This is a genomic window from Saprospiraceae bacterium, from assembly GCA_016714025.1.
GTDB lineage: Bacteria > Bacteroidota > Bacteroidia > Chitinophagales > Saprospiraceae > Vicinibacter.
In genome coordinates this window covers 107501-132170 of sequence record JADJOB010000002.1, presented here as the reverse complement: position 1 = coordinate 132170, position 24670 = coordinate 107501, and the positions used below count along the sequence as shown (strand labels likewise).

Sequence of the window (24670 nt, the reverse complement as noted above, 5' to 3'; positions counted from 1 at the left end):
TTTAAATTTACTTGTTGATTAAGAAATTGATATTGATAATAGATTGGTTGAGCTGATTGATGGCTTGCAGATAATTTAATTGGACATCAGCAGCCGTCTGCAAAGCCTGTAAGTATTCAATATAGCCGACGGCCCCACTGTTGTAAGCTGTTTTTGCCGTATTAATAATTATTTCTGCATTAGGCAAGGCACTTGATTTGTAATAGTTGTATTGTGACAAGTTCTGATTATATAGCTCAAAAGCATTTTGTAGTTTAGCTTGGAGTTGAAGTTTTCCATTATCAGCTTCCATTTGCAAAGCTGCGCGTTTGTAATCCAGCGATTTTATTTTTGCCGAGTTACTAAAAAAAGTTAATGGTATGCCTACACCTACATTGAAACCTTGAAATCGTTTGCTCCCATCATAATACACTTCCATTCCATTTACGGTTTGTGTACCTATTAAAGACTGATTGAAATAGCCCACATTCAAATCTGGAAAAGTGGATGAGATTTCTACTTTTCTATTCTGCTCTGCAATGAGAGCCTGCTGATATAAAACTAACAGTGATGGATTGTTAGCTATTAGTGATATATCAAACGAAATATTTAGGATTAACGGTTGATAATTGTCATTGGCACGAATCGCAAAATCTTCACTCGTATTCAATAAGGTTTTAAGCGATGCATAAGCCATTATCGCTTCTGTTTCATTTTGTTTAATTATAAGTGATAGTTGCCCTCGTTTTGTTTCAGCAGTGGCTTTTTCCAGTAAATTTGTTTCACCAGTTTTATATCGCAAATCGGCAGCACTTACGAAATCAATATACAAACTGTCTAATGACTTTAATTGTTTTTTTGCATTTTGCAAATACAGTAATTGATAAAACCAATATTGCACCTGAGCTTTAATTTCACTTTCCGACATTTGCATTTGAAATTGACTTCCTTGTAATTCGGCATTATATAGCCTGGCTTTTGCCGTATAGTAAGTCGGGAATGGAATGGATTGAGTGATCTGAAATGCTTTATCCTGATTAATGCTATTGTATTGCCCAAATTGAAAGTTTACATTAGTTTTTGGCAATTCAAAAACAGATTTTTTTATAATGCGGGAAGATTGCACATTGAGTTGCCGAGATTGAAGCTCTAAATTGTTTTTCAATGCAACACTTAATGCATCATCTATACTTAATTGTTTTAGAGAAATCTGGGCATTTGCATTTTGAGAAAAGAACAACCCAAAAACTAGTAGGCATAATGTTGAAATACCCTGGTTGACTTTTCTTTTTCGTTGCGAAGAAAAAATCAAATACAGTAATGGTAAAACAAAAAGTGTAAGAAAAGTTGCTGTAATCAGGCCACCAATTACCACGGTTGCCAAAGGCTTTTGCACTTCCGCACCTGCACCATGAGAAAGAGCCATTGGTAAAAAACCAAGTGAGGCAACTGCCGCTGTCATAAGGACTGGTCGCAAACGGATTTTAGTTCCTTCTTTAATTCTTTGAAAAATATCGTTTACACCATCTTTCTCTAATTGATTAAATGTGCTGACCAATACAATTCCGTTTAAGACGGCCACGCCAAACAAGGCAATAAAACCAACACCTGCTGATATGCTAAAAGGCATATCGCGAAGCAACAACGCGAAGACACCACCAATGGCAGCCATTGGAATTGCTGTGAAAATGAGAGTTGCTTGCTTTACAGATGTGAATGTAAAATAGAGAAGCATGAATATCAGGGCTAGAGCAACTGGTACAGCAATCATCAAACGGGCTGACGCCGCTTGTAAATTTTCGAAAGTTCCTCCATAAGTATAATAATATCCCTCAGGTAATTTGACCTTTTCATTAAGTTGATTTTGAATATCTTTTACTACACTTTCTACATCTCGATCTTTCACATTAAAACCAACCACAATTCTGCGCTTACCATCCTCACGGCTTATTTGCGCAGGGCCCAATTCCATTTTTATTTCCGCTACTTGTGATAAAGGAATTTGAGTTCCATTGGCAGTAGGAATGTATAAATGGCTTACATCTTCAATATTGTTTCTATGGGTACTGTCCAGTCTAACCACCAAATCGAATTTACGCTCGTTTTCAAACACAACACCTGCTTCTCCTCCTGCAAAAGCGGTACTTACAATATGATTAATGTCTTCAATATTGAGACCGTAGTTGGCGATTTGAGCGCGATTATAGTTGATAACTATTTGAGGTAAACCTGCAACCCGTTCTACACTTGGAGCAGTGGCACCCTCCACTCTTTGGACTATGTTATTAACCTTATTGGCATACGATAAAAGTGTATCCATATTTTCACCAAATATTTTTACAGCAACATCCTGACGAATACCAGTCATAAGTTCATTAAATCGCATTTGTATGGGCTGGCTTTTTTCAAAGAAAACACCTGGAATGTTTTCCAATTTTTCGAATATTTCATCGGCAAGATCATCGTAAGAAATTTTCCGTTTCCATTCGCTTTGCGGTTTAAGAATGATCATCATATCGCTAGCTTCGGGTGGCATAGGATCAGTAGGAACTTCGGCACTACCCGTTTTGCCAACGACCATTTTTACCTCATCAAATTCTTTGATTAATCGTGATGCCTGCATAGATGTTTCTATACTTTGAGATAATGAAGTGCCTTGAGATAATATGCAATGAAATGCAAAATCACCTTCAGCTAAGGTGGGAATAAATTCACCGCCCATTCTTGAAAAAATAAAAGATGTGAGTAAGAATATGGCTACTGTTAATCCCACGACATAAATTTTAGCTTTAATAGCTCTTTGTAAGAGCGGTGCATAAATGTTTTGAAAAAATTCCATCATCCTGTCGGATATATTTTTTTTATGAACTATTTTCTTACTAAGAAAAAGAGAAGATACCATCGGAATATAAGTCAATGAAAGTATAAAGGCACCAAGTATCGCAAACGAAACAGTTTGAGCCATCGGGCCAAACATTTTTCCTTCAATTCCTATCAAAGAAAGAATTGGTAAATACACAATAAGAATAATTATTTGTCCGAATGCAGCGGAATTCATCATTCGTCTTGCGCTTTCGAAAACGGTTTCATCCATTTGTCTTGTGGTAAGTTCTGTTTTACCACTCTGCAAATGACTTGTAGTGATTCGGTGAAAAATACTTTCAACAATAATGACAGCACCATCTACAATTAAACCGAAATCAATAGCCCCTAAACTCATCAGGTTAACACTTACTCCAAATACATTCATCATTCCCAAAGCAAACAACATGGATAGTGGGATAGCTGATGCGACTATCAAACCTGCACGGAGATTTCCGAGAAACAAAACCAGTATAAAAATTACTATGAGTGCGCCTTCAATAAGGTTTTTTTCAACTGTTGAAATAGCACGATTCACTAAATCAGTTCTATCTAAATAAGGCTCAATGACTACATCAGGAGGCAATGATTTTTGAATAGTTTTCATTTTCTCTTTAACACGGTTTACTACTTCCGCACTGTTTGCTCCTTTTAGCATCATAACTACACCACCAACTGCATCTACCTCCCCATTATAAGTAAGCGCCCCATAACGAACCGCAAATCCCAAACGCACATCTGCCACATCTTTAATTAAGATTGGTATTCCGTTAGGGCTATTTTTTACTGCTATATTTTTGATATCTTCAAATGAGCCAATCAAACCAACTCCTCGTATAAAATAAGCATTGGGTTTTTTATCAATGTATGCTCCTCCTGTGTTTTCATTGTTTTTTTCCAATGCTGAAAATATTTCAGGAATGCTTATTCCCATTGCTACCATTCGGTCTGGATTTACAGCAACTTCGTATTGCTTGAGTTGACCGCCAAAACTATTTACTTCTGCAATACCTGGAGTGCCGTATAATTGACGTGCAACAATCCAGTCCTGCATAGTGCGGAGATCCATTGCAGTATATTTATCTTCGCTGCCTTTTTTCGGATGAATGATATATTGATATACCTCTCCTAATCCGGTACTTACTGGTGCTAATTCAGGGGTACCAATTCCTTTTGGAATTTTTTCTTCTGCTTCTTTGAGTTTTTCATTGATAAGTTGTCGGGCAAAATAGATATCTACTTTGTCATCAAAGACAGCGGTGATCACCGAAAGGCCAAAGCGAGAAATACTTCTTAGCTCCTCAAGATCGGGTAAGTTGGCAATGCTTTGTTCAATGGGATATGTTACCAATTGTTCCACTTCTTGTCCGGCAAGTGTCGGGCAGAGTGTTATTATTTGTACCTGGTTGTTCGTAATATCAGGAAGGGCATCTATAGGTAATTTGCTTGCGCTCCATACTCCCCAGATAATGAGGGTAAGTGTCATCAATCCTATGATGAATTTATTTTTTATACTAAAAGCAATGATTTTATCTAACATATTTAAATAAATTAAAGAATATAGAAATGACCTGTTGAGTATTCGCTCAACAAGCATTCAAGCTTATATTCCGTAGCCGGAATATTTTAAGAATTCTTTAACTGATTTTTGGCGGTTGCCAAATAAAGTAATAATCCTCAGAAGCAAAGGATAGTGTATAAATGGGAAACTCTTGTGTTAAAAGAGGAGCAAGATTTGTAGAAAAAATCGGGTAAAAAATATTGGTTACCGATTGTCCACAACAGACACACATACAAAAAGGAGAACAGTGTTCTGTGTCGTTGTCATGGCTTGAATGGTCGGTCGTTGCAAGAGTGTATTTCTCGGTACTCTCAAATTTACAGTCGTCTTTATCACAACAAGGCACCCATGTCAAAGCCATGAAGTAAAAACTAAATATGACCGTAAAGCTTTTCACCGCGCAAAAATAAGGAAAAATTTGTCGACTATGCCAGTATTTTTTGAACAACCTCTAGGTTTGTCTAAAATTGTCCTCTCTTTATAGTGTGGTAGATTATTACTTCAAATTAAGAAGATATTATAGTAACCGCACTGAACGGCCTACTTGGCTTGCCGTCAATCATCAGCTTTAGATAAATTTTGTAGTTGGGTAGATTAATGAAATCCTCAACATCAAATTCAGGATACATTTCTTTTGCCATCAACATTGCGTCTTCCGTTCCGATACGGAATGAAATGATAGTTCCAGCATTGCCGAGCACTGCACTTTTAATATCAGGATCAAGTTGAGCCATATACTGGTGAGCCATTGTCATTCCAACTTTAAACTTACGAAGCTCAGAAAACATTCCGATTAGTGATAAGGTGGTAAAATTATGGAATTCATCTACATAGACCATAAATGGAACTCTCTTGTCTTCTTCTGTATCTACTCTGCTGAATGAAGCAGAAGCAATTGAAGTAATAAACAAGGCTCCAAGTATGTGTGAGACATCAGCTCCAACATGCCCTTTGGAAAGATTTACCAGAACAATTTTCTTATCGTCCATTGCTTTTCTTAAGGATACTTCATCCGGATTATCAATTAAAACTCGTTTAATAACCGGATGAACAAGCATTCCACCAATTTTATTCAATACAGGCAATAGGTCGTATTTATGATACTCTTTAAATTCCCGATCCCAGAATTTTTTTACTGATTCGCTTTTGACATACCTTAATGCATCTGTCCGGAAATCTTTGTTCAATAATATTTCTACAATGTCTGCAATAGTAGCTTTAGGCTGATCTAACAAAGTGAGAATTGCGTGCCTTAAGATATGCTCCAACTTAACACCCCAAGCACTATCCCATAATTTTGAGAAAACATCTAAAATACCAGAGGCAACTAATGATCTTTTTTCAATACTAACTTTTCTAAATGGGTTATATTTCAACTTTAAACCAGCATCAGGTATATTAAAATAAATTAAATCACCCTTCCGGTTTTCAGGAATGGCTTTCACCACCTTCTCAACGAGATCACCGTGCGGATCTAGTAAACAACATCCTCTTCCAACTTGAATATCTTGCATAATCATATTCTCAATTAATGTGGATTTTCCAGTTCCGGTTTTACCAATCATGTAGGTATGCATGAGCCGATCATCTTGCTTAATCCCGAATCGTTTATTCTGATTCCGATATGTGGTTTCTCCAATGTAAGTAATTTCAGGATTGAAATTTTTAGGGGTGTTTTCATAGTCCATGAATTAAGTATATTGATTACACTTAACTTGATGTAGACAGCAGAAATTTCCAGAATGACATTAAATGCCGTCTAGTCATTACTACTCTCCTGCTTAAAATTATTTGAATGAGCAATGAAGAAAAGAAACTTTCAAACTGGATACCATTTCCAAGAAAAATATCTTCGGATTTTCGCAATGGAGTAATTACTCTTAGTGAAATGCAGGTATATAACTGGCTCCGGCTTAATGCTAATCCTTATGGGATTACCATTACAAGTTTGATAGACATTTCAACAGATCTTTATAAAGGAAGGAAGTCTGAAAATTCTATCAATAAAATACTTCTAGCTTTGAAGCAGAAGAAGTGTCTGTACTATAAGAGAAGAACCGGAAGCAGAGGTTCTTTTGAAGTTCGTTTTGGTGAATTCATTTTACCTACAGGGCAAATTAATTCCATCGATAGATTCTTTGAAACAGATGAAAGCAGAACTTCTGATTTGCAATCTGTCATTAGTGAAGCAGAACATGAGCAGAGCTTTGGTTGTGAATGTCAGAACTTTATTGAACTAAAAAGCAAGATAAAATCTGTTGCTTTAGCTTTTTCAGTCAATACTGATGGCAGAACTTCTGATATCGATAATGATAAAGAAAATGATATATCGATTTCAATTAAGCCAAGAACGAAGTTATCGGATTTCGAACCTCGAAATCTTGATGAACAACTTTGCTTAAATATTGCCTCCAGCCTTAATGAAAGACATATAAATTTCATTTTATCTACTTTTAACAACTATGGCAGAGATACTCTAGAAAAAGTATGGCGTGTTTTCAAAGAACACGAATTAAAGACCGCAATTAAAAATCGTGGAGCATATTTTAATTCTTTGATTAGGAGGATTACCAATAATGAAAAGATTTAAAGCCATGGAACTCAATCCCAAAAATGAAACAATTTTTTCAGATGTGGAATTGGAAAATATTTCCGGCCTTTGTTCTCTTCTACAAAAAATACGAAATAGACTTGTTTCTGAAGGATATTCTATTGAGGAGTTAAAAAGGCAACTATCGGATAAAAATGTAGTATAATATAATAATGCCAATGAAAACAACGGAAATCGAAAAACCATATAAAAATCACTACTTGAGCTACAATCGTAAAAGTACGGATGATGTTGATAATCAAAAAAATTCTTTAGCATACCAAGTAAGTGAAGCAATTCCATTTGCTAAGACAAATCATCTTTCAATAGCTTCTGTGGATATTGATAACTTTTGCAAGGGCGGTATCATAAGAGAGAGCCATACTGGATTTAAAGAGGATGAGGATTTTGAAATTGATGCGTCTGGAAATGTCACATATAAGATTGAAAGACCAAAATTCTTGAGATTGATAAAATACTTGAAGGAAGGATATTTTAAAGGAGTTATTTTCCTGTGTTGGGATAGAGCAAGTCGGAATAAAAATGATGATAGTGTTTTGCGTAAATTAATGAAACAAGGAGTTGATATTCGATTTGTGCAAGCTCAATATGATTCTGATAGCAGTGCCGGAGAGCTTCACATGGATGTGGATTCAATGTTTGCTCAGCATTATTCCAGAGTAATAAGTGAGAAAGTTTCAAATCAAAATAAAAAGCTCCGTCAAGAAGGAATTTGTACCTACCGTGCTCCGGTTGGATATTTAAATGTAGGGAAAGCGGAACATAAACCAATTGATCCAATTAAAGCTCCAGTAATTAAAGCAATGTTTGAAAAATATTCTGAAGGCACATGGAGTCTTCATGATTTAACAGAATGGGCTAAAGAACAAGGACTCACAATGTCTCCTTCAAGGCGGAGAAGAACTTCTTCAGAAATGCTATCTGATGAAGAAATAAAACTTGAACCGATTTGCAGAATACCGACATATCAACAAATTCATCGAATTCTTAGTAATCCATTCTATATTGGAATGATTAATGACAAGGATTCTGATAATGGATTACGTCTCAGCAATAGTCATCAACCAATTGTAAGCAGAGAACTTTTTAATCGCGTTCAGTCAATTTTAGCGAAAAAACGAGTCAGTGTTCATTATACCGAAAAACTCAAATTGCCATATCGTGGCATGATTCGTTGCGGAAGTTGTCAGCGTATTTATACACCCTATGTACAAAAGGGCATAACTTATTACGGCGCAAGATGTGAAAAGAATTGCCTTAATCCAAATAAAAGTATTAATGCAAAATTCATTGAAGGTAAGGTAGGTGAACTTATGAGTAAGCTATATTATTCTGAGCAAGAACTTGAAGAAATTGACAAGCTTTTAAAAACCGATTTGAAAATCCTCGAATCTAAGCGACAAAAGTCCCTAGAGCAAACTGAACGCCAAAAGAGTAAAGTCCGTGAAGACCTTGCTTACCTTCGAGAAAACAGATTGCCATTACTAAAAAGCACAGTTTACACTCCGGAAAGCTTCATTCAGGAAGAATCAAAGTTAATGGAACGTCTCCAGAATTTGCATAATGAAGAAAACGCATCCGACATTGCGATTGATGAAGTAGTCAAAGACCTTGTGATTCTTTCCGAACTCTTAAAAGATGCTTATTTATATTATTATTATGCACTTCCGTTTGAAAAAGAAGAACTCATGCAAAAAGTCTTTTCCGAACTCAATTTATTTGATGATACCCTTACATACAAAGCCAAAAATGGATTTAAGCTTCTTGAAAGAAGCGAACACACATTATGCGGGTCTAGTGTGTGGGTTTCCGAACTTATTATGCTCCATTCGCTAGTAAAGATAAGTATAACAGAACTTAGGGGTTTTGCTATTTAATGTCTTTATGATTTTCAAGATACTTTTTAAATTCTTTCTTTTAACGAAACTACTTTATTTCCTGTATGCATACTTGAAATTTTTCCATTACTACCATACCTATAATCAACAGTGTTTAAGCCTATTGCTGGTATATTGGTAATATTACCTCCTTCACTCGGAATTATAATGCCAAGTCCCTTATTTTCAACCATCATTGTTCGTTTTTGAAAATCCTTAAGTTCTTGAAGGTCAAGAGATTCCTTTAATTTAAAAGAGTCGTCCTTTCTTACTCTTATAAATATAAATGAAGAATCTAAATCAGTGTTATTTCTGACTAATTGGTAAGTTTTTTCATCAATCTTTTTATATACCCCGATATCTATTGACTGCGAAACAGTCTTATCACTTTTTGCATCCGTTGCGCTAAAATCGTTAAGCCATCCACTACCGGCTTTCTTTTCGTCATAAAACAACATTATGTCTGAAGGTTCTCTTTCTTTCTTTCTTCTCGCCCTTATCTTCACCCATATAATTTGGATCATCCAAAATATTTTTAATTCTCTGAGCTTGTCCATTTTCTAGAATCTTATAAACAGAGCCTTTTTGTGTTTCAAACGAGTCAAATTTTAAGATGTTGTTGACTTCTTTTTCAGGGATATAATTTAAAATTTCATAAATAGATGTTGCTGTTTCTACTAGATATTTCCCTTTTTCTACTCTAATGCTTTTTATATTGCTTGTATTTGTATTATTATCAAATTCAATAGGAAGGCCGATACTAACATCTCGTTTTAATTTTCCTTCCAATTTAGAACCAACATTTACAGCTGAATTACTACTCAGAGATTGTTTGAGGAGCGAAAGTTCCATACCTGCCTTTAACCCTAATTTTTGGATTATTTTTTCGCTTTTTATTTTTTCAGTATTATTTTGTTGTGATAATTGATCAAATGCCATAAAGTTTGCAAACTTGCCAGACTGACAATTTCTACCGTCTTGACAAGGTCTGGCGGGCGTAGTGTGTGGGTTTCCGAACTTTTAATACACCACCCACTAATACAGACAAGTATAGCAGAATTAAAAATATTTAGGAAAAACTAATTTGAATTTCTCAGCAACACCCAGAAGCCATGAAAAGTAGGTTTCCCAATTTTTCTCTTGTTCGAAATATCCGGTATATGATACTTTAATACGGCTCGCCTTTTTTTCGGGAAGTTCCATCCACTCTAGCTTTTCACTAAGCTCAGCTTCTATCTGGCTTTTTACACCACTTAACTTTGAATATAAGTCTTTATTATCAGGAATATATAATTCAACCCCAAATAGATTCTCCCTTGAATTTATTGTAAGTGAAATATGACAATCACTACTTCCAATGCTGATGTGAGTCCAATGTTGAGGATAGCTCTTTTGGAAACGAAGAGTTGTGTTTGTTTGTTGGGCATAGCTTTTAAATGCATCCCAGAATTGCAATTGTTTAATCTTTGTATCAGTAAGCTCGGTACTTTCCACAGAATTTTTTACTGCTTTTGCCCAATCATTTGGCTTAGAGATAATCTCAAACTTAGGTGCGAGTGGTGAATCTGCAATTTGCCACAACTCAATTTTTAATAAATAAAAACCAATCTCTTCATTCGTATTTTCATTAAGCCAATCAATTGCACGTCGGTGTTCTTCTCTTACATCTTTTACAACCCAAATAATAATTCGGGCATCATAACCGGAAGCATAAGTAATAATTTTACCCAAATGATCGTGGTTTGTTATTTCTAATTGATTTTCTATGATTATTTTATGTCCAGTATTTTCTTCTTCACCAAGAATATCAACATTAAAACTACCGACTTTCGCTTCGGTTTGTATTAGCTTGATGTCAAATCCAATCTCATTGCTCAATAATAAAAGGTTTTCTTCTTGAGCTAACCATTTGGTGAAATCCATAGCTTCATGTTTCCATCCTTCTCTTAATTCAACCTTTTTAAGTTTACCTAGACTCATACTTTTTATATTAGCACAAATAATGAAAAATGCATTAATAAGCAAATATAGGGAAACTGCGACTTGACAATATGCAATTGACTATGATAAAATAAGAGTATCAAGAAGGACTGTATGGTTTAACATCGGGACTTCAGATACATCCTCTCTAACTTCGATTATGAATTGTGTAATCGGATTTAAAATCATTGGCAACGGTGCCTTTGCACCGTTGGATTGCAATCTGCGATCACCTTCAATATTCGCAGAATCTGGGTTCCGACGGGTGCGGAAGCTCCTGTTATACCATTTTGGCTTAACCGGATACTCTTTGAAGTATAGATTTAAAACAAAGCGTGGATCTCGGGCGAAAAAATTGACAAATTGGCAATTTCTACCGTCTACGATTGATAACATTAAAGGAATAAACTTAGGGCATCAGGGAAATCATACCTGGTGCCCATTTTAATTTATGTCCTCACCACCAAATTATTTAAAAGTTTATAGAAAAAGATCAGGTTTAATCCAGGAAGATATCGCTTTCATATTGGATCTACCAGATTACTCTAACATATCCAGATATGAGAAAGGACAAAGAACACCTAGTATTGAACTTTTACTTTTATATCATCACCTGTTTAATGTCCCGATTGAATCCTTCTTCGAGCAGGAATCTCAGATTATTAAATTAAAACTTATACAGAGGATAATCAAACTGGTACCTGAATTAAAAAAAGAGCAAATAACATTAAAGAGCACCCAAAGAATTAAATTCCTTGAAGAAACTATTAAAAGATTAACAAGATAAAATCCAATGAATGTAAAAAATGAAAAACAAAAAATTGTGTACGCAATTTATCCCAATGCCAATGGCTTTGGCTATGTCTATATGAATGGCCCACGTCAGCTTTTAGATTATGGAGTTGTTAGAATTAATCCGATTTGCAACTTTCGTATCCTTAATAAAATAAAGGACTCTATGAATTATTTTCAACCGACAGTCTTAATCTTATTAAATCCAGAAGCAAAATCATCAAGAACCGGAAATAGAATCAGGAATCTCATTAATAAAATAACAGCATTTGCCGAATCGCACCACCGACAAGTGGCTCAAATTTCACGCGACCAAATCCGGGATGTATTTGAAAATTTTGGCGTAAGTACAAAATTTGAAATCTCTCAATGGCTATTGACGGAATTTAAACAGCTTGAAACGCGTCGGCCTAAAGCACGCAATCTCTGGACAAGTGAGGATAGGAATATGGCTATTTTTGATACCTTATCATTGGCATTAGTTTGGTATTGGATAAATTAAGGTGAATTAAACTATCTGAATTAATTTAAGTCCATCCATTTATTTGCTTTCTTCTTTGGTTTAATCGCTTTAATATATAATCTTGACCATTGTAAGCAATATGAGAAGGCACCTGACAGAAAGTTTGATCTTCCGTTTGAATATAATCAATAAAAGTCAACATTACATTTTTTCTGTTATGCGAATAATAATTGCTTTCAATATTTTGAAAAATAGATTGTTCAGTTATTGGTGTAACCTCAATCATGTCAAAAAGATATTCATTATCATGTAAGCACCAATTATAATGTTCAATGCCCGAAGGAGATATCTCTAGTTTCTTGGAATCGCTAACATTAATGATAGTCGGATCATAAGAGTATATTAAACCTTTTTTCAAAAGTAAATCTAAATGTTTCGAAGTGATAGATCTATCAATTCCCATAGCATTGAAGTAATCAAGTATTTGGTCTACTTTGATATAATTATCTTCCTTAGATCTTTCATTCCTTCTATCCATTAAAACTTGCAAAGCTCTTAACGAGAGAATTGGAGAAGTATTTAGATTTCCTGTCAAATAGAATAAATTTTGAATAAAAGGATGGTTGTTAATCGGATAACTAGTATATACCCTTTTTATTAAGGCATTTTTAATTTTGTAGGGCTTAATTTCATATTTTCTATCGTTTTCTTCGCTATGCCCTGTAATATACGTTTTCAACAATTCGTCTAAAGAAAGATGCGGAGATGCAATTATATCTTTGGTTAATTCAAGGCATCTTCTTATGTCATAATTAGCGAAATGACCAATCCATTTTGCTACATATTCATCTGATAAAAAAATACTTTGAAGGAATTTGACAAATTCACCAATATTTGATATTTCTAATTTTATTCCTCTGTCAAGAAAATATCTTCCTTTTTCGATACCGGTTGTAGTAATTCTTTTTTGTATAAATTCAATTCTCTTCTCGATTATTTTCTTTGGTTTAGGCATCGGCAGGTATAACACTTCATTTTCAAATGATTGAATCGCTCCTTGTTGTGAAAGTTGCCAGCTTGTTTTATCAGTAATTGGAACAATAACTAAACATATTTCCCTTTCATATATAGATCGAGCATATTGAAATACAGTTTCTTGAAATTCGATGCTGTAGTGGTCTGTATTATCAAAAACTAAACACGGAACTTTAAGTCGAGACTTAGTTATATCGCCTATCATCCGCTTTATATATTCTGACGGCCTAGTTTCTCTTCGTTCTTCTATATGTTTTCCAAAATCTATTTTGAACTGATCCTTATCTCTTTCATACAATTTATTCCAATTTCCTGTTCGCAATCTATCGTACTCAAAATAAAACATTCCTTGAATTTCTTCAAAGGAAGGCTTCCCATTATAAAGGACGCGTTCACACTCCTCAAGCAAAGTAGTATTCAACCAGTCAACAATAGTTGAAAGATTGCCATCACTTAATCCAAGATCAATTCTAATTACGATACATTGTTCTCTCAAGTCTTGTTGAATAACATTTTCAAAAAATCTTTGTATGAAAGTAGACTTACCCGCCCCCTTACTTCCGATTAATATTACAAATTCGTGTCGATTAGTAGTTCTGACTTTTTCAATAATTTCTGTTAACAGCTCTGCTTGCTCAGTTTCAAGTGAATGTACCCTTCTAATTAAGTCCTCAGAAATTCTTAAAAGCTCCTTATCTGCTACTTTACTTTCCTTTGTTTCCACAAAACACTCTTTTAATAAATCAGGATCTGAATCACCAGTCAGTTTGGAAAAAAATTCGTTCATGACACGATCAAAATCAAGAGCGTGCTGTTTTTTGGGGATGACCTTAAGAGAATATTCATCTTTGATAGACTTAGCAAAATCTTTTTTTCTTATTTCGGCACCTTCCACTTCTTGGAAAAGTGCTCTAAACCTCAAATCACTTATTCCTTCAGGACTCAATAACTCATAAAACAACTTGAATTCATGTTGAACACTTTCTAAAGTGCTAAATACAAAACCCTTACCATCAAGCACCTGTTTTCCATCACCTAAACGATTAGATCTAAAAACAATCCATGTTCTTCCATTAGTCAAACATGATAACTCAATTCCATTGTGTGCTGAATAGTATATAGATTGGTCTAATCCTTCTTGAACAGTTTTGTCTTTAAAAACTGGGCCATTTAAATTAAAGGCTCTTCCACTATATGACTGGTCAATATTAAAATCTAATCCATCCTTTTTAGCTTCAATTGCTAATTTAGGTAAATTATCAATGATAATTTTATAGTCCAGAAAGCCGATACCAGCTCTAGCTTCCGTTAATATATCTTCAAATCTATACCCTAGTACTTCTATAAGTATACGATCTATTATTTTAATTCGACTATCTTGTTCGCTAAAAATGCTATTGTCATAGGTTTTTATTTCTTCAATAACCTTTTCAAGTTGTTTAAAAGCGTTGTCAATGAGTTCCATGATCTGGATTTCTAAGTAGATTTATGAAATTTCATTTGTAAAAATAAATAATTTAAATTATGAGTTTAATTATATTTCTTAAAATTCTCAGCTTGTTCAAAAATTTCCTTAAACACTTCATCCTTTGGCACTGGTGGATAGCCATGTTCGGCAAGAGTCAAAATAAGATCCACTTTTAATTCTGCTTTGATATCTTCCTTTTGTGCCCAATCTGTATATTTTGTTTTGTCATCCACGATTTGTTTTACAGCCTTAGAAAGTACGATTAGTTTATCATGTGGATATTCAAATTGATACTTTTCTGCGATGGCTTTTAAGATATCGTAGAATGATTTTTCTTCAAAATCAATTCCTAACTCAACAAAAGAATTGCGTTCTTTTACTAGGTCATTGAATAAATCTGCAAATTTATCAGCTACATCATCAAGTACATCACTTTGGAATGCTTGAAAATCCTTACGTTCGTTATAAAGGTCTACTAGATTTTTTAACCGCTTTGAAAAGTCAACTCCTTGAATTCTGTTAGTTTTCTTAAACTCATCAATTGCCTTGGATAATAACTTTTGAAGCAGTTTAATTTTTATATTTGGTAATTTGATTTTCTCAATCTTTGCTAGATATTCATCACTGAATATGTTTAAACTATTTTTAGGGTCGCTATCATCTATTTTAATGATTTCTTCAATGCCGTCACTTATTAATGCTTCTTGTATAAGCTTGCGTACATGCTCATTCATTTGTGATGTATCAGGTGCTTCACCAGTGCTTATTTTATGAATGATTGATTTAATAGCAGAATAGTAATGAATATAATCTCTTTCTGTCTGACTAATTTCTTCACTACTGCAAGATAGATTAAATGCTGAACGCAATTTTTTAGCATTATCCATAAACCGCTTTTGCCTGTCATCAGTCTGCTGTGCAAACTCAACTGCTAAATTTAGACACTGTAATTGCTGTAATGGGGTTCCTTCAAAATATAATCGATTGTCAAAACCATGAAAAAGTCTGGTCAATAAATCTAATTGGTCTTTTACAATGTTTACAGCTTTTTCAATCCCATTGAAATTTTCCTCTTGAACGACACCATATTTTTTTAAGGCAAGGTTCATACTACTCTTGATACCAATGTAATCAACAACCAAACCCATTTCCTTTCCCTCATATACACGATTAACTCTGGAAATTGTCTGAATTAATGAGTGCAATTGCACAGGTTTGTATATATACATTGTATCCAAAAAAGGAACATCAAATCCTGTAAGCCACATATCTACAACAATGGCAATTTTAAAATTAGATTTTTCATTTTTAAATTGTCTATCGAGTTCTTTTCGATTGTCCTTGGTTCCTAATAAGTCATATAATTCCTTTTTGTCGTCTTTATCGCGGGTCATTACCATTTTAATTTTCTCGATTGGTTTAACCTTTTTCCTTTCAGATTCCGTTAATTCTACACCATCGTCACATTCTCTGATTTCAACCCATTGTGGCCTTAGTTCAACTATTTGCTTGTAAAGAGCAAATGCTATTGGACGACTTGGAGCAACAAACATAACCTTTCCCTTTATGGTGGCTCCTTCTTCGATTCGTTTTTCGTAGTGTTTAATAAAATCCTGCGTTATTTCCTTAATAATATCTGGATCACCGAGTATTTCTTCGATTCTAGTCACTGCTCGTTTACTTTCTTCAATTTGATGCTCATTGGTTCCCTCTTCAGCACATTTCTGGTAATATCTTTCGATTTCTTTCAGTTTTTCTTCGTTCAATATCACTTTGGCGGCTCGACCTTCATAAACGATTTTAACTGTTATTTCATCATAGACGGATTCGTTCATGGTATATGAATCGGCAACGCCTCCAAAGACATTTATAGTTGCATCAATTGGAGTTCCGGTAAATCCAACATAGGTGGCATTTGGTAATGAATCATGAAGATGTTTGGCAAAACCATAAGTTTTTTCGACTCCCTTTGATGTTATTTTGACTTTTTGTTCTAAATTAATTTGTGAACGGTGAGCTTCATCGCTTATACAAATCACATTATATCTGTCAGTCAGTAAATCCGTATCTTCATTAAATTTGTGAATAGTAGTGAGAAACACGCCTCCGCTTTTGCGATCTTGTAGATATGTTTTTAACTGCGCTCGGCTTTCAACGCTTACCACTAGGTCATCTCCAATAAATTCTTTAGCATTTGTGAATTGACCAGAAAGTTGGTCATCTAAATCCGTGCGGTCTGTTATTAACACAATTGTTGGGCTTTGAAAGTGGAGGCTCCGCATTAGCATCCTTGTAAGATATAGCATTATAAAGCTTTTTCCACAGCCGGTAGCACCAAAATAAGTACCCCCTTTACCGCTACCTTCCGGCTTCATATTTCGAATAATGTTATTAAAAAGCTTGTTAGTAGCATAGTATTGTGGATATCTTGGCACTATCTTTTCTTCTTTAGTACTGGTGTCTGGAAAAAACACAAAATGTTGAATTACATCGAGTAATCGCTCTTGATTAAACAATCCCTTAATCATTGTGAAGAGTGAATTTATGCCTTCCTGTTCGACAGGCTCATCACCTTCTACTTTTCTCCATGAGTAAAAGAAATCATAAGGAGCAAAAAGAGAACCAGCCTTTGTATTAACTCCATCACTTACTACACACAAAGCATTATATTTAAACAGTTCAGGGATGTCTCTTTGGTATCGTGAGGTTAATTGCGTATAGGCATTCCGTATAGTGCAATTTTCTTTAATGGCACTTTTAAATTCCAGAACAACTAAAGGCAAACCGTTTATATATACTATGCCGTCGGGAATTCTTTTTTCGTATCCTTGAATTTCGAGTTGGTTTACTATTTTGAATATGTTATTTCCACCAAGGCTATAAGCTTGTATTGGCTCGGCAGCGATTTTAAAGCTTTCGGTTTCGGCAAACTCATTGGCCTTTTCAACTATAGAATAGTCAATGAGCTGAATGAATAAATCTTTCTTATTACGGTCTTCTCTTTTTAAAGTAAACCCATCCGAAATAATTTTCATTACCGCTTTATTGCTGTCGTATAAGGCAGAGGAAGGCAATAGTTCCAATTTTCGAATAATGCCATTTATCTCTCCTATAGTAATATTTTCATGACTATATCTATTCAACAAAAATGCCTTTAAGTCATCCCGAAGAATCACATCACTCATTTCTTTATGAATGTGAATGCCATTTACATGCTGATAATTTTCAGCTTCAAATAGTTCAATTATGGCTTGCTCTAATGTTTCTTCAGTGAATTTCATTTTAATTATAATTATCTAATAAAACCCTCTATATCATATACATTCTCTTTACCAAACCAAGATTCAATAGCTGTTATAGCAGTTGAATCAAGTTCAGATAAGCATAAGACTACCAAATTATCTATCGCTCTGGAACACTCTACATAAAACAAATTTCGTGTCCTCAATTTCCGTTCTTCAATTTTATCTGAATCATTAAAAAAGTCTTTGAAATTATATTCACTTGGCCATTCGGTATCATCGATGACAGCAAGCACATTTCTATATTCATCCCCCTTTGTACCATGTTTTGTTGAAAATACAGTATAATTTTGAATATGCTTCCAAAAAGTAAGTATTTCTGAATATGGAAGACTTAAAAATGAATCTAATAAAATCTTATTTTTTGCATGAGTTTCCTTTTCTTCTTCAGGAACCAGTTCCTCGGAAAGGTTTGTCTTAGTAATAAATTCATCAAGCCTCTTGTCGTAAATAATTCCATTTGCTCTCGTAATTTCTAACAAATCTTTTACAGAATCACTTGTCCTCATCCTGGAAATAGTATCAATTAATTCATAAATCCGCTTTTTGTCAATATGTTTAAATTCACCACTAAGGGCAGTACCTTTTTTCTTGATAAACCTTATTACTTCATTCTGATTATTTGCAACCCAGTAGTCTAACAAATGCTCAAGTCCAGTTTTTCTTTCTTGTGATGTTTTTTTGTCAATCGTACCTACAAAAAATGTTATCAATGGATGTGTTCTATCTAAAAGTCTTTCCTTAGTGGCCAGTCCAAAGCGATTTGAAAATATCTCAAATAAATTTCCAAAACCTGCCCTTTGAGCTACTCGACGATTTGCAAGAACTAAAATTTTATCTTCTGAAACTCCATTAAAAACCCAACCTTCTGATTTCAATTTATCCACCATCTTGTCATACAAAGCATTTTTAACAATAGATGTTTCCTCATTAAACTTTCGAATATCTTTTTTAGGCTTTTCAGGATGCTTTTTCCAATAAATAAATCTTGAACTACCTTCTACTTTTCTTTGAGGAATTTGATTAATATTCTTCCTGAAGTTATTCAAAAGACCTACAACTGCCTTTGATGAACGATAATTTTCCTCTTTTTTTACGAGTTCAATTTCGCCCCCATTTGATATATAGTACTTTACTAGGTCACCAACACCATAATCGTATATTTTTTGATGCGAATCACCATAGAATCCAAGGATAATGCTGTTTGTATTTCTCTTTAATAAGCACTCAATTAAAGAAAAAATTGTATCGTTTGCCGTATCTTGGTATTCATCTACAAAAATATAAGGAAATCTCTCTGCAATAATATCTGTCAAAAGGGTATAATTTTCATACATTGATTTGGCGATTTCAATAACATCATCATGTTGAAGAATGCCATTTTCAAAATCATTAAAGGAAGTATCGTTATAAACTACTTTCTCTATTGCATCAATTCTTTCCGCGAGATTTGCGATATATCTAGATTCGGCCTTTCCTTTAGATATATCGTTTGCATGATTTATTTCATTAAGTTTGCAAAGTTCTAATTTTAATTGCTTTTGGTATTGCTTAATAGATGTCCACATGAATTCATGGATAGTTGATACAAGAACTAAATTATTATTATCAATTCTATCTATTATTTCCTTTTTAGCAACATTAGTATATGTAATACAAGCAATCTTCTGATTTGATCTTCTAATCTTATCACCGTAATTTTGAATTAAATAATCCAAGGTCTGTATTAACGTATACGTCTTTCCTGAACCAGCACCGGCTTCAAGTACAAAACTTTTTCCTTCCTCTAAATATCTAGTTATATTTTCAAATGCATTCATATTATTATTCTATAAAATTGCTTGCGAGCCACTCTAAACCCTCTTTGATATATTTTGGTACATTCCACTGAATACTATTTTCAGATTCATTAAATATCATTAAGTCAAATGTAAAGTTTGTTTTATCTCCAGGATTTGGTGCAAGTTCATAAGGACTTGCTGAAAGATCCTTACCTTTAAAAAGGGTAAAAGAATCCTTTACTTTAAAATCGCCCTCTTCGGTTGCATATTTGGAATTAAAGAAGTCCTTATTTATATTGATTATTGCTTCTTCAAGGCTTCTTGCGACATATTCTGAATCAACTTCTTTAATTTGATATGCCACACGGATAAGTTCAGTGTCATATTTGGCCTTATCGGGACATGATATTAGTTCACTAATTAATGTTTTTTGAGGCAACCAATTTATTAATGTAGAATTAGAGCTTCTAGCATTCTCTTTATTAGTAGGACAAGCTCTTCGATTATCGTCAGGGTCGACAGAATCAATGTCAGTTATGACTAGGGTTTTAACCGCTATAAATTTTATAAGTTCTTTGAATTTAACAGTATAAGCTCCACCAACTTCAATTATTGAAATATATTCATTATTTAAACTCATTGCGACTTTATTAATCATTAAAGGGAGTAAAAGTCTTTCAGTTGATCCTTCAACAAGTATTACCTTATCAGCAAAGAAAATATCACACCGATTCAAACTCATATATTGCTTTAAAAAACGAAAAGTTGCGATATCATTTTCTCTATGCTTGAATTCATTAAAATCTTTCACTTCAATAATATATCTCTTTTGTTCTGTAAAATAAATCTTAGAAAAATATCTGATTCTCTCAAAACTTCTATCAACATCAATTCCGGCTTCGGTAATTATATGGGCTGAATGTGTACTTATAATTACTTGAACCGATAAATTATCATTATTCCTTGCTTCTATAATAGATTTTTTTATTTGCGAAATAAAAACTTGTTGCATTTGAGGATGCAGATGCGCTTCTGGTTCTTCTATCAATATTGTAAGCGTTTCAGATTTGCTTAGTGGATTATCCTTTTGAAATTTGTCAATGAAACTAACTACTTTTAAAACAAGGTATATTAAGTTGCTATATCCCAATCCATTATAATTTTCCGGTAATGTGATATTGCCTTGCTTATAAAAGTACTTAATATTTTTTCTTAAAATATTCTCAGGGTCAAATTCGGCCTGTAATACAATTTCAGGAATTGTTATGTGGGGCTCAACACCAAATAGTTTTAATTTTTCAAGCAATTCTTTTAAAATGTTTTCATATTTTTCATTGAGAACTTGAGCTGTTTCTTTTAATTGAGTTTCTAGTCTGTTAACATCGTCATTATTATCTTTATTTGATTCTCGATAGTAATCAGAAAATCCAACAGCTAATGTTTTATTGTTGTCCGATTTTGTGTCATCAAATTTTCTTGAGGCTTGAATGGATTCAAATCTCATAATAGAAAACAACATTTTCTTATAATTATCATCTATTAGATTATCACCGCCATAGCACTTTACTTCATAGTGATGTGTTAAATTATTATTTAGCCAATGTATTAAATCGTCTTCCTTTTCCTTTCTTTGTACAAAAAGATTAAAAAGTCTAACGCTTTCTTTAGGTTTATAAATTAATTTAATTATCGCATTATGTCGTTCATCTTCTAAATCGCTAATAAATTCAGAAATATTTATTAAGCTATCATTTTCTTTGTCATATTCAAGTTCAATAGTTAGTTCAATGCAAGGCATTGAACTTATTAAATTAATTTCTTGCTCCTCTCTTTTTCTTTCATCCTTTTCTTCAATAATCGATTTATACATTTTATAACATTCTTCGAATTTTGAATAGGTGGATTGCGAAAAGTCATGAAAACTAAAATTGTTTTTTTCACTAGTAAACATATTTATTACTTCAAAGAGCGAAGTTTTTCCCGTATTATTTTTACCAACAATTAGAGTTATGTCATTTTCAATATTAATAGATACATTCTCTAATAGTCTGAAATTTGTAATTAATATCTTGTTGATTTTCATATTTAAATTTCTATTGTTGCCAATTTAGAAAGTAAAAGATTCTTTGTGATTTCCAGTTTTTGCCTCTGAATATTTTTATTAGCGACTAATTCAAAAATTGGTTTAACTAAGTTGTGAAAATCTGCAATGAGCTTATAGTCTAATTTGCCTATTAAATAATGTTTCAAATAATCTTCATGTACTCTTTCGCGTCCAGATGAACCTACCATACTGCTAATTGCATAAGAACGAAAATTTTCATCTTTAGCTAAACAATAAACCCAATAAGGACTTATATTATTCTTAGCTCTCATAACAATAAATTCAGTTGAACCATAAGCAATTTCATTTTCATCTAAAAAATTGACAAAGCCTGTCTTCCCATTTTCTAAGCAAGGTGTTATTCGCGCAAGTAAAGTATCATTTAATTGAAATTTAGAACCAGCCGTAAATGGCCTTCGAATAAAACCATTAATACACATACTATCTGTCGAAAGATCACTCATTTCAACATATCTTACTAATGCATCTTTTTTAATACTTAAATTGGGATTAATGAGCAAGTATTTTTCTATTTGTACTTTTTCTTTAGCTCCATCCTCCATATCGACAAACCATTGTTTATAAATGGCCTGTGCTGTTTCTTCTAATTTCTGAATAAGTCGATTATTAAGTGCAATTCGGTCTGTGATAATGTTGTATTCTTTTACAATTTCTTTTTGTTTCTCAAGGGCTGGAATTGGTAATTTTACTTCACACAAATCTTCCCAACTAAACATTTCTCGAACACTTCCATGACTTATAAATCTTGCATAACGGTCAAACTCTGGTCTTCTGAACCACATCATTAGATATTCCGGCAAAAGCTCTCTCGAATTTGTAATCTCAAAAACATCATACGCTTGGGAAATCATTGCTGTCTTATCTTTATCATATAAAGCGATTGTTATTTTTTCTCCATTTCGGGATGTGACAGGGCAATATGCAAATTGATTATGGTTTATAATTCGATAAGTAGACATATCTGTTCCAATTGTGTTGGATATCGATGGAATAAATACCTTCTGAATACTCAAACCTATTAAATTATTATTTTCCAAATCCCGATTGCGTATATCAAGTGGCCTTATGAAGTTACCAAGACGTTTATAGTTTGATTTCATAGCCTAATTCCTTGAAAACGTTTAATAAATCATTTTTAAAACTTTCTTCTTCCTTAAGTAAATTGGAAAATTCTAATTGTAGTGCCTTCATCTTTTCTTCAAAGTCAATATTCTCGTCTCTATTTATAAATTCAATATATTTACTTGGCACCAAAGAAAAGTCCTTTTTCTCAATTTCAACAAACGATGCACTAAAACAAAACTCGGGAGTATTTTGATACGTTTTTTCAAATCCGACTTGTTGCCAATTGTGGAAGTTGCTGGTTACTTTTTTTATATCAGTTTCTGAAAATTGTACATACTTTTTCTCAAAGGGTTCTCCCATCTGTCGCAAATCCATAAAAAGTATTTCACGTTCACGATTTCGGTATTTTTTAATAATACCGTTGTGTTCAATTGTTCGTGCTTTTTTGTTTTTGTTCAAAAACCAAAGTGTAACACTGATGTCGGTAGTATAGAATAGATTACGTGGCAAAACCAAAATGGCTTCCACCAAATTATTTTCAATTAACTTTCTTCTTATTTTATATTCATCTCCACCGCCACTTAATGCACCATTAGCCAGTACAAATCCTGCTACACCGTTTTCTGATAGCTTACTTACCATACTTAATATCCATGCATAATTCGCATTTCCTGTCGGTGGTACTTCATATCCCATCCAACGAGGGTCATTTATTAGTTCATTTTCTGCTCTCCATTGCTTTTGATTAAAAGGAGGATTCGCCATAATGAAATCCGCTTTGAGATCTTTGTGTTGGTCTCTGAAAAAAGTGTTTTCAGGAACGTCACCAAGATTAGCTGATATACCCCGAATAGCAAGGTTCATCTTTGCAAGTTTGTACGTGGTAGCTGTGTATTCCTGTCCATATATACTAACATCTTTGGTATTTCCATGATGCGCTTGTATAAATTTAATGGATTGCACAAACATACCACCTGAGCCACAACAAGGGTCATAGATTTTGCCTTTATATGGCTCAATCATTTCGGCAATTAAATTAACTATACTCTTTGGAGTATAGAATTCTCCTTTACCTTTTCCTTCTGCTAATGCAAACTTGCTGAGGAAATATTCATAGACCCTTCCGACAATATCTTGTTGTTTATCTTTTAATGTATCAATGTTGTTGATAGTATCAAGTAATGAGGCAAGTTTACTAACATCAAGATTCAAACGAGAATAATAGTTATCAGGCAATGCACCTTTAAGTACCGGATTATTTTTCTCAACTGTAAATAAGGCAGTGTCAATTCGAATGGAAATATCGTTTTGCTTTGCATTTTCAATCAAATAACTCCAACGAGATTCTGGGGAAAGATAAAAGACATTTTTAGAAGTGTAAAACTCCACCATGCCCAGATATTTCTCTTTGTGCTCAGCAAAAAGTTCTTGTCTTCGCTCTTCGAATTTGTCGCTGGCAAACTTTAAGAATATAAGCCCAAGTACAACGTGTTTATATTCCGAAGGCTCAACTGTTCCCCTTAACTTATTAGCTGAATCCCATAATGTTTCTTCGATTGATTTTTGTTTTTTTTCTTTAGCTTGTTTTGCCATATTGTTTTTATCTTAACTATAGTCTACAAATAAGGTCATGTTGCCTTTTCCTCAATACTAGAATAGCATTTAAATTGAGTAATTACAATTCAGTAAACCCAATATAGTCTACCTCAATTTTATATACTATAATTCTCTGAGGTCGCTATCTCTATTCTTAGCTATTCTCAAATTTG

Annotated in this window: 18 protein-coding genes (1 of these 18 only partly in view); 5 read left to right on the top strand and 13 right to left on the bottom strand. The window is 33.6% G+C overall.

Annotated elements, in window-relative coordinates; genetic code table 11:
* Nucleotides 1–7: 7 nt before the first annotated feature.
* The 3 genes from IPJ80_03875 to IPJ80_03865 all read right to left on the bottom strand — a co-directional run bounded on the left by IPJ80_03875 (nucleotide 8) and on the right by IPJ80_03865 (nucleotide 6090).
* Complete coding sequence (locus tag IPJ80_03875; protein ID MBK7912616.1) at nucleotides 8–4381, bottom strand: CusA/CzcA family heavy metal efflux RND transporter; 4374 nt, start codon at nucleotides 4379–4381, stop codon at nucleotides 8–10.
* Between the two features lie 97 nt (nucleotides 4382–4478).
* Nucleotides 4479–4799, bottom strand: coding sequence for a hypothetical protein (locus tag IPJ80_03870; GenBank protein MBK7912615.1), 321 nt, complete (start codon nucleotides 4797–4799; stop codon nucleotides 4479–4481).
* Nucleotides 4800–4908: 109 nt separating this feature from the next.
* On the bottom strand, nucleotides 4909–6090 hold the full coding sequence (locus IPJ80_03865) for a type IV secretion system DNA-binding domain-containing protein (protein ID MBK7912614.1): 1182 nt from the start codon (nucleotides 6088–6090) through the stop codon (nucleotides 4909–4911).
* A gap of 107 nt (nucleotides 6091–6197) precedes the next feature.
* Here IPJ80_03865 and IPJ80_03860 point away from each other — a divergent pair, with 107 nt between their 5' ends.
* Genes IPJ80_03860 through IPJ80_03850 form a run of 3 tightly spaced genes read left to right on the top strand, consistent with a single transcriptional unit; the run spans nucleotide 6198 to nucleotide 8890 of the window.
* On the top strand, nucleotides 6198–6992 hold the full coding sequence (locus tag IPJ80_03860; protein ID MBK7912613.1) for a hypothetical protein: 795 nt from the start codon (nucleotides 6198–6200) through the stop codon (nucleotides 6990–6992).
* Nucleotides 6979–7158: a hypothetical protein gene (locus IPJ80_03855; protein MBK7912612.1), complete on the top strand. Its 180-nt coding sequence runs from the start codon at nucleotides 6979–6981 to the stop codon at nucleotides 7156–7158. The genes IPJ80_03860 and IPJ80_03855 overlap by 14 nt, the downstream gene beginning before the upstream one ends.
* A gap of 13 nt (nucleotides 7159–7171) precedes the next feature.
* Nucleotides 7172–8890, top strand: coding sequence for a recombinase family protein (locus IPJ80_03850; GenBank protein MBK7912611.1), 1719 nt, complete (start codon nucleotides 7172–7174; stop codon nucleotides 8888–8890).
* Between the two features lie 26 nt (nucleotides 8891–8916).
* Here IPJ80_03850 and IPJ80_03845 read toward each other — a convergent pair whose 3' ends face one another.
* The 3 genes from IPJ80_03845 to IPJ80_03835 all read right to left on the bottom strand — a co-directional run bounded on the left by IPJ80_03845 (nucleotide 8917) and on the right by IPJ80_03835 (nucleotide 10870).
* Nucleotides 8917–9414: a hypothetical protein gene (locus tag IPJ80_03845; GenBank protein MBK7912610.1), complete on the bottom strand. Its 498-nt coding sequence runs from the start codon at nucleotides 9412–9414 to the stop codon at nucleotides 8917–8919.
* Entirely contained in the window at nucleotides 9335–9829 is a 495-nt protein-coding gene (locus tag IPJ80_03840) for a hypothetical protein (GenBank protein ID MBK7912609.1), read from the bottom strand. The genes IPJ80_03845 and IPJ80_03840 overlap by 80 nt, the downstream gene beginning before the upstream one ends.
* 120 nt (nucleotides 9830–9949) lie before the next feature.
* Nucleotides 9950–10870: a DUF4268 domain-containing protein gene (locus IPJ80_03835; GenBank protein MBK7912608.1), complete on the bottom strand. Its 921-nt coding sequence runs from the start codon at nucleotides 10868–10870 to the stop codon at nucleotides 9950–9952.
* A 451-nt stretch (nucleotides 10871–11321) separates the two neighbouring features.
* Here IPJ80_03835 and IPJ80_03830 point away from each other — a divergent pair, with 451 nt between their 5' ends.
* Complete coding sequence (locus IPJ80_03830) at nucleotides 11322–11657, top strand: helix-turn-helix transcriptional regulator (GenBank protein MBK7912607.1); 336 nt, start codon at nucleotides 11322–11324, stop codon at nucleotides 11655–11657.
* A gap of 6 nt (nucleotides 11658–11663) precedes the next feature.
* A complete protein-coding gene (locus tag IPJ80_03825) occupies nucleotides 11664–12164 on the top strand; it encodes a hypothetical protein (GenBank protein ID MBK7912606.1) in 501 nt (166 codons plus the stop codon).
* 25 nt (nucleotides 12165–12189) lie between these two features.
* Here the strand turns inward: IPJ80_03825 and IPJ80_03820 are convergent, their stop codons facing one another.
* From IPJ80_03820 to IPJ80_03790, 7 genes are all read right to left on the bottom strand, one after another.
* A complete protein-coding gene (locus IPJ80_03820; GenBank protein MBK7912605.1) occupies nucleotides 12190–14625 on the bottom strand; it encodes an AAA family ATPase in 2436 nt (811 codons plus the stop codon).
* A 65-nt stretch (nucleotides 14626–14690) separates the two neighbouring features.
* Nucleotides 14691–17909, bottom strand: coding sequence for a type I restriction endonuclease subunit R (locus tag IPJ80_03815; GenBank protein MBK7912604.1), 3219 nt, complete (start codon nucleotides 17907–17909; stop codon nucleotides 14691–14693).
* Between the two features lie 11 nt (nucleotides 17910–17920).
* Nucleotides 17921–19750 (bottom strand): ATP-dependent helicase, encoded by a 1830-nt coding sequence (locus tag IPJ80_03810; protein MBK7912603.1) that lies wholly within the window; start codon nucleotides 19748–19750, stop codon nucleotides 17921–17923.
* Between the two features lie 4 nt (nucleotides 19751–19754).
* Nucleotides 19755–21794, bottom strand: a complete 2040-nt coding sequence (locus tag IPJ80_03805) for an AAA family ATPase (protein ID MBK7912602.1) — start codon at nucleotides 21792–21794, stop codon at nucleotides 19755–19757.
* A 2-nt stretch (nucleotides 21795–21796) separates the two neighbouring features.
* Nucleotides 21797–22936, bottom strand: coding sequence for a restriction endonuclease subunit S (locus IPJ80_03800; GenBank protein MBK7912601.1), 1140 nt, complete (start codon nucleotides 22934–22936; stop codon nucleotides 21797–21799).
* A complete protein-coding gene (locus tag IPJ80_03795) occupies nucleotides 22920–24494 on the bottom strand; it encodes an SAM-dependent DNA methyltransferase (GenBank protein ID MBK7912600.1) in 1575 nt (524 codons plus the stop codon). The genes IPJ80_03800 and IPJ80_03795 overlap by 17 nt, the downstream gene beginning before the upstream one ends.
* A 126-nt stretch (nucleotides 24495–24620) precedes the next feature.
* Nucleotides 24621–24670: the 3' portion of a hypothetical protein gene (locus IPJ80_03790; GenBank protein ID MBK7912599.1), read on the bottom strand. It continues 178 nt past the right edge of the window; the window shows 50 of its 228 coding nt (coding positions 179–228); its start codon lies off the right edge, out of view; its stop codon occupies nucleotides 24621–24623.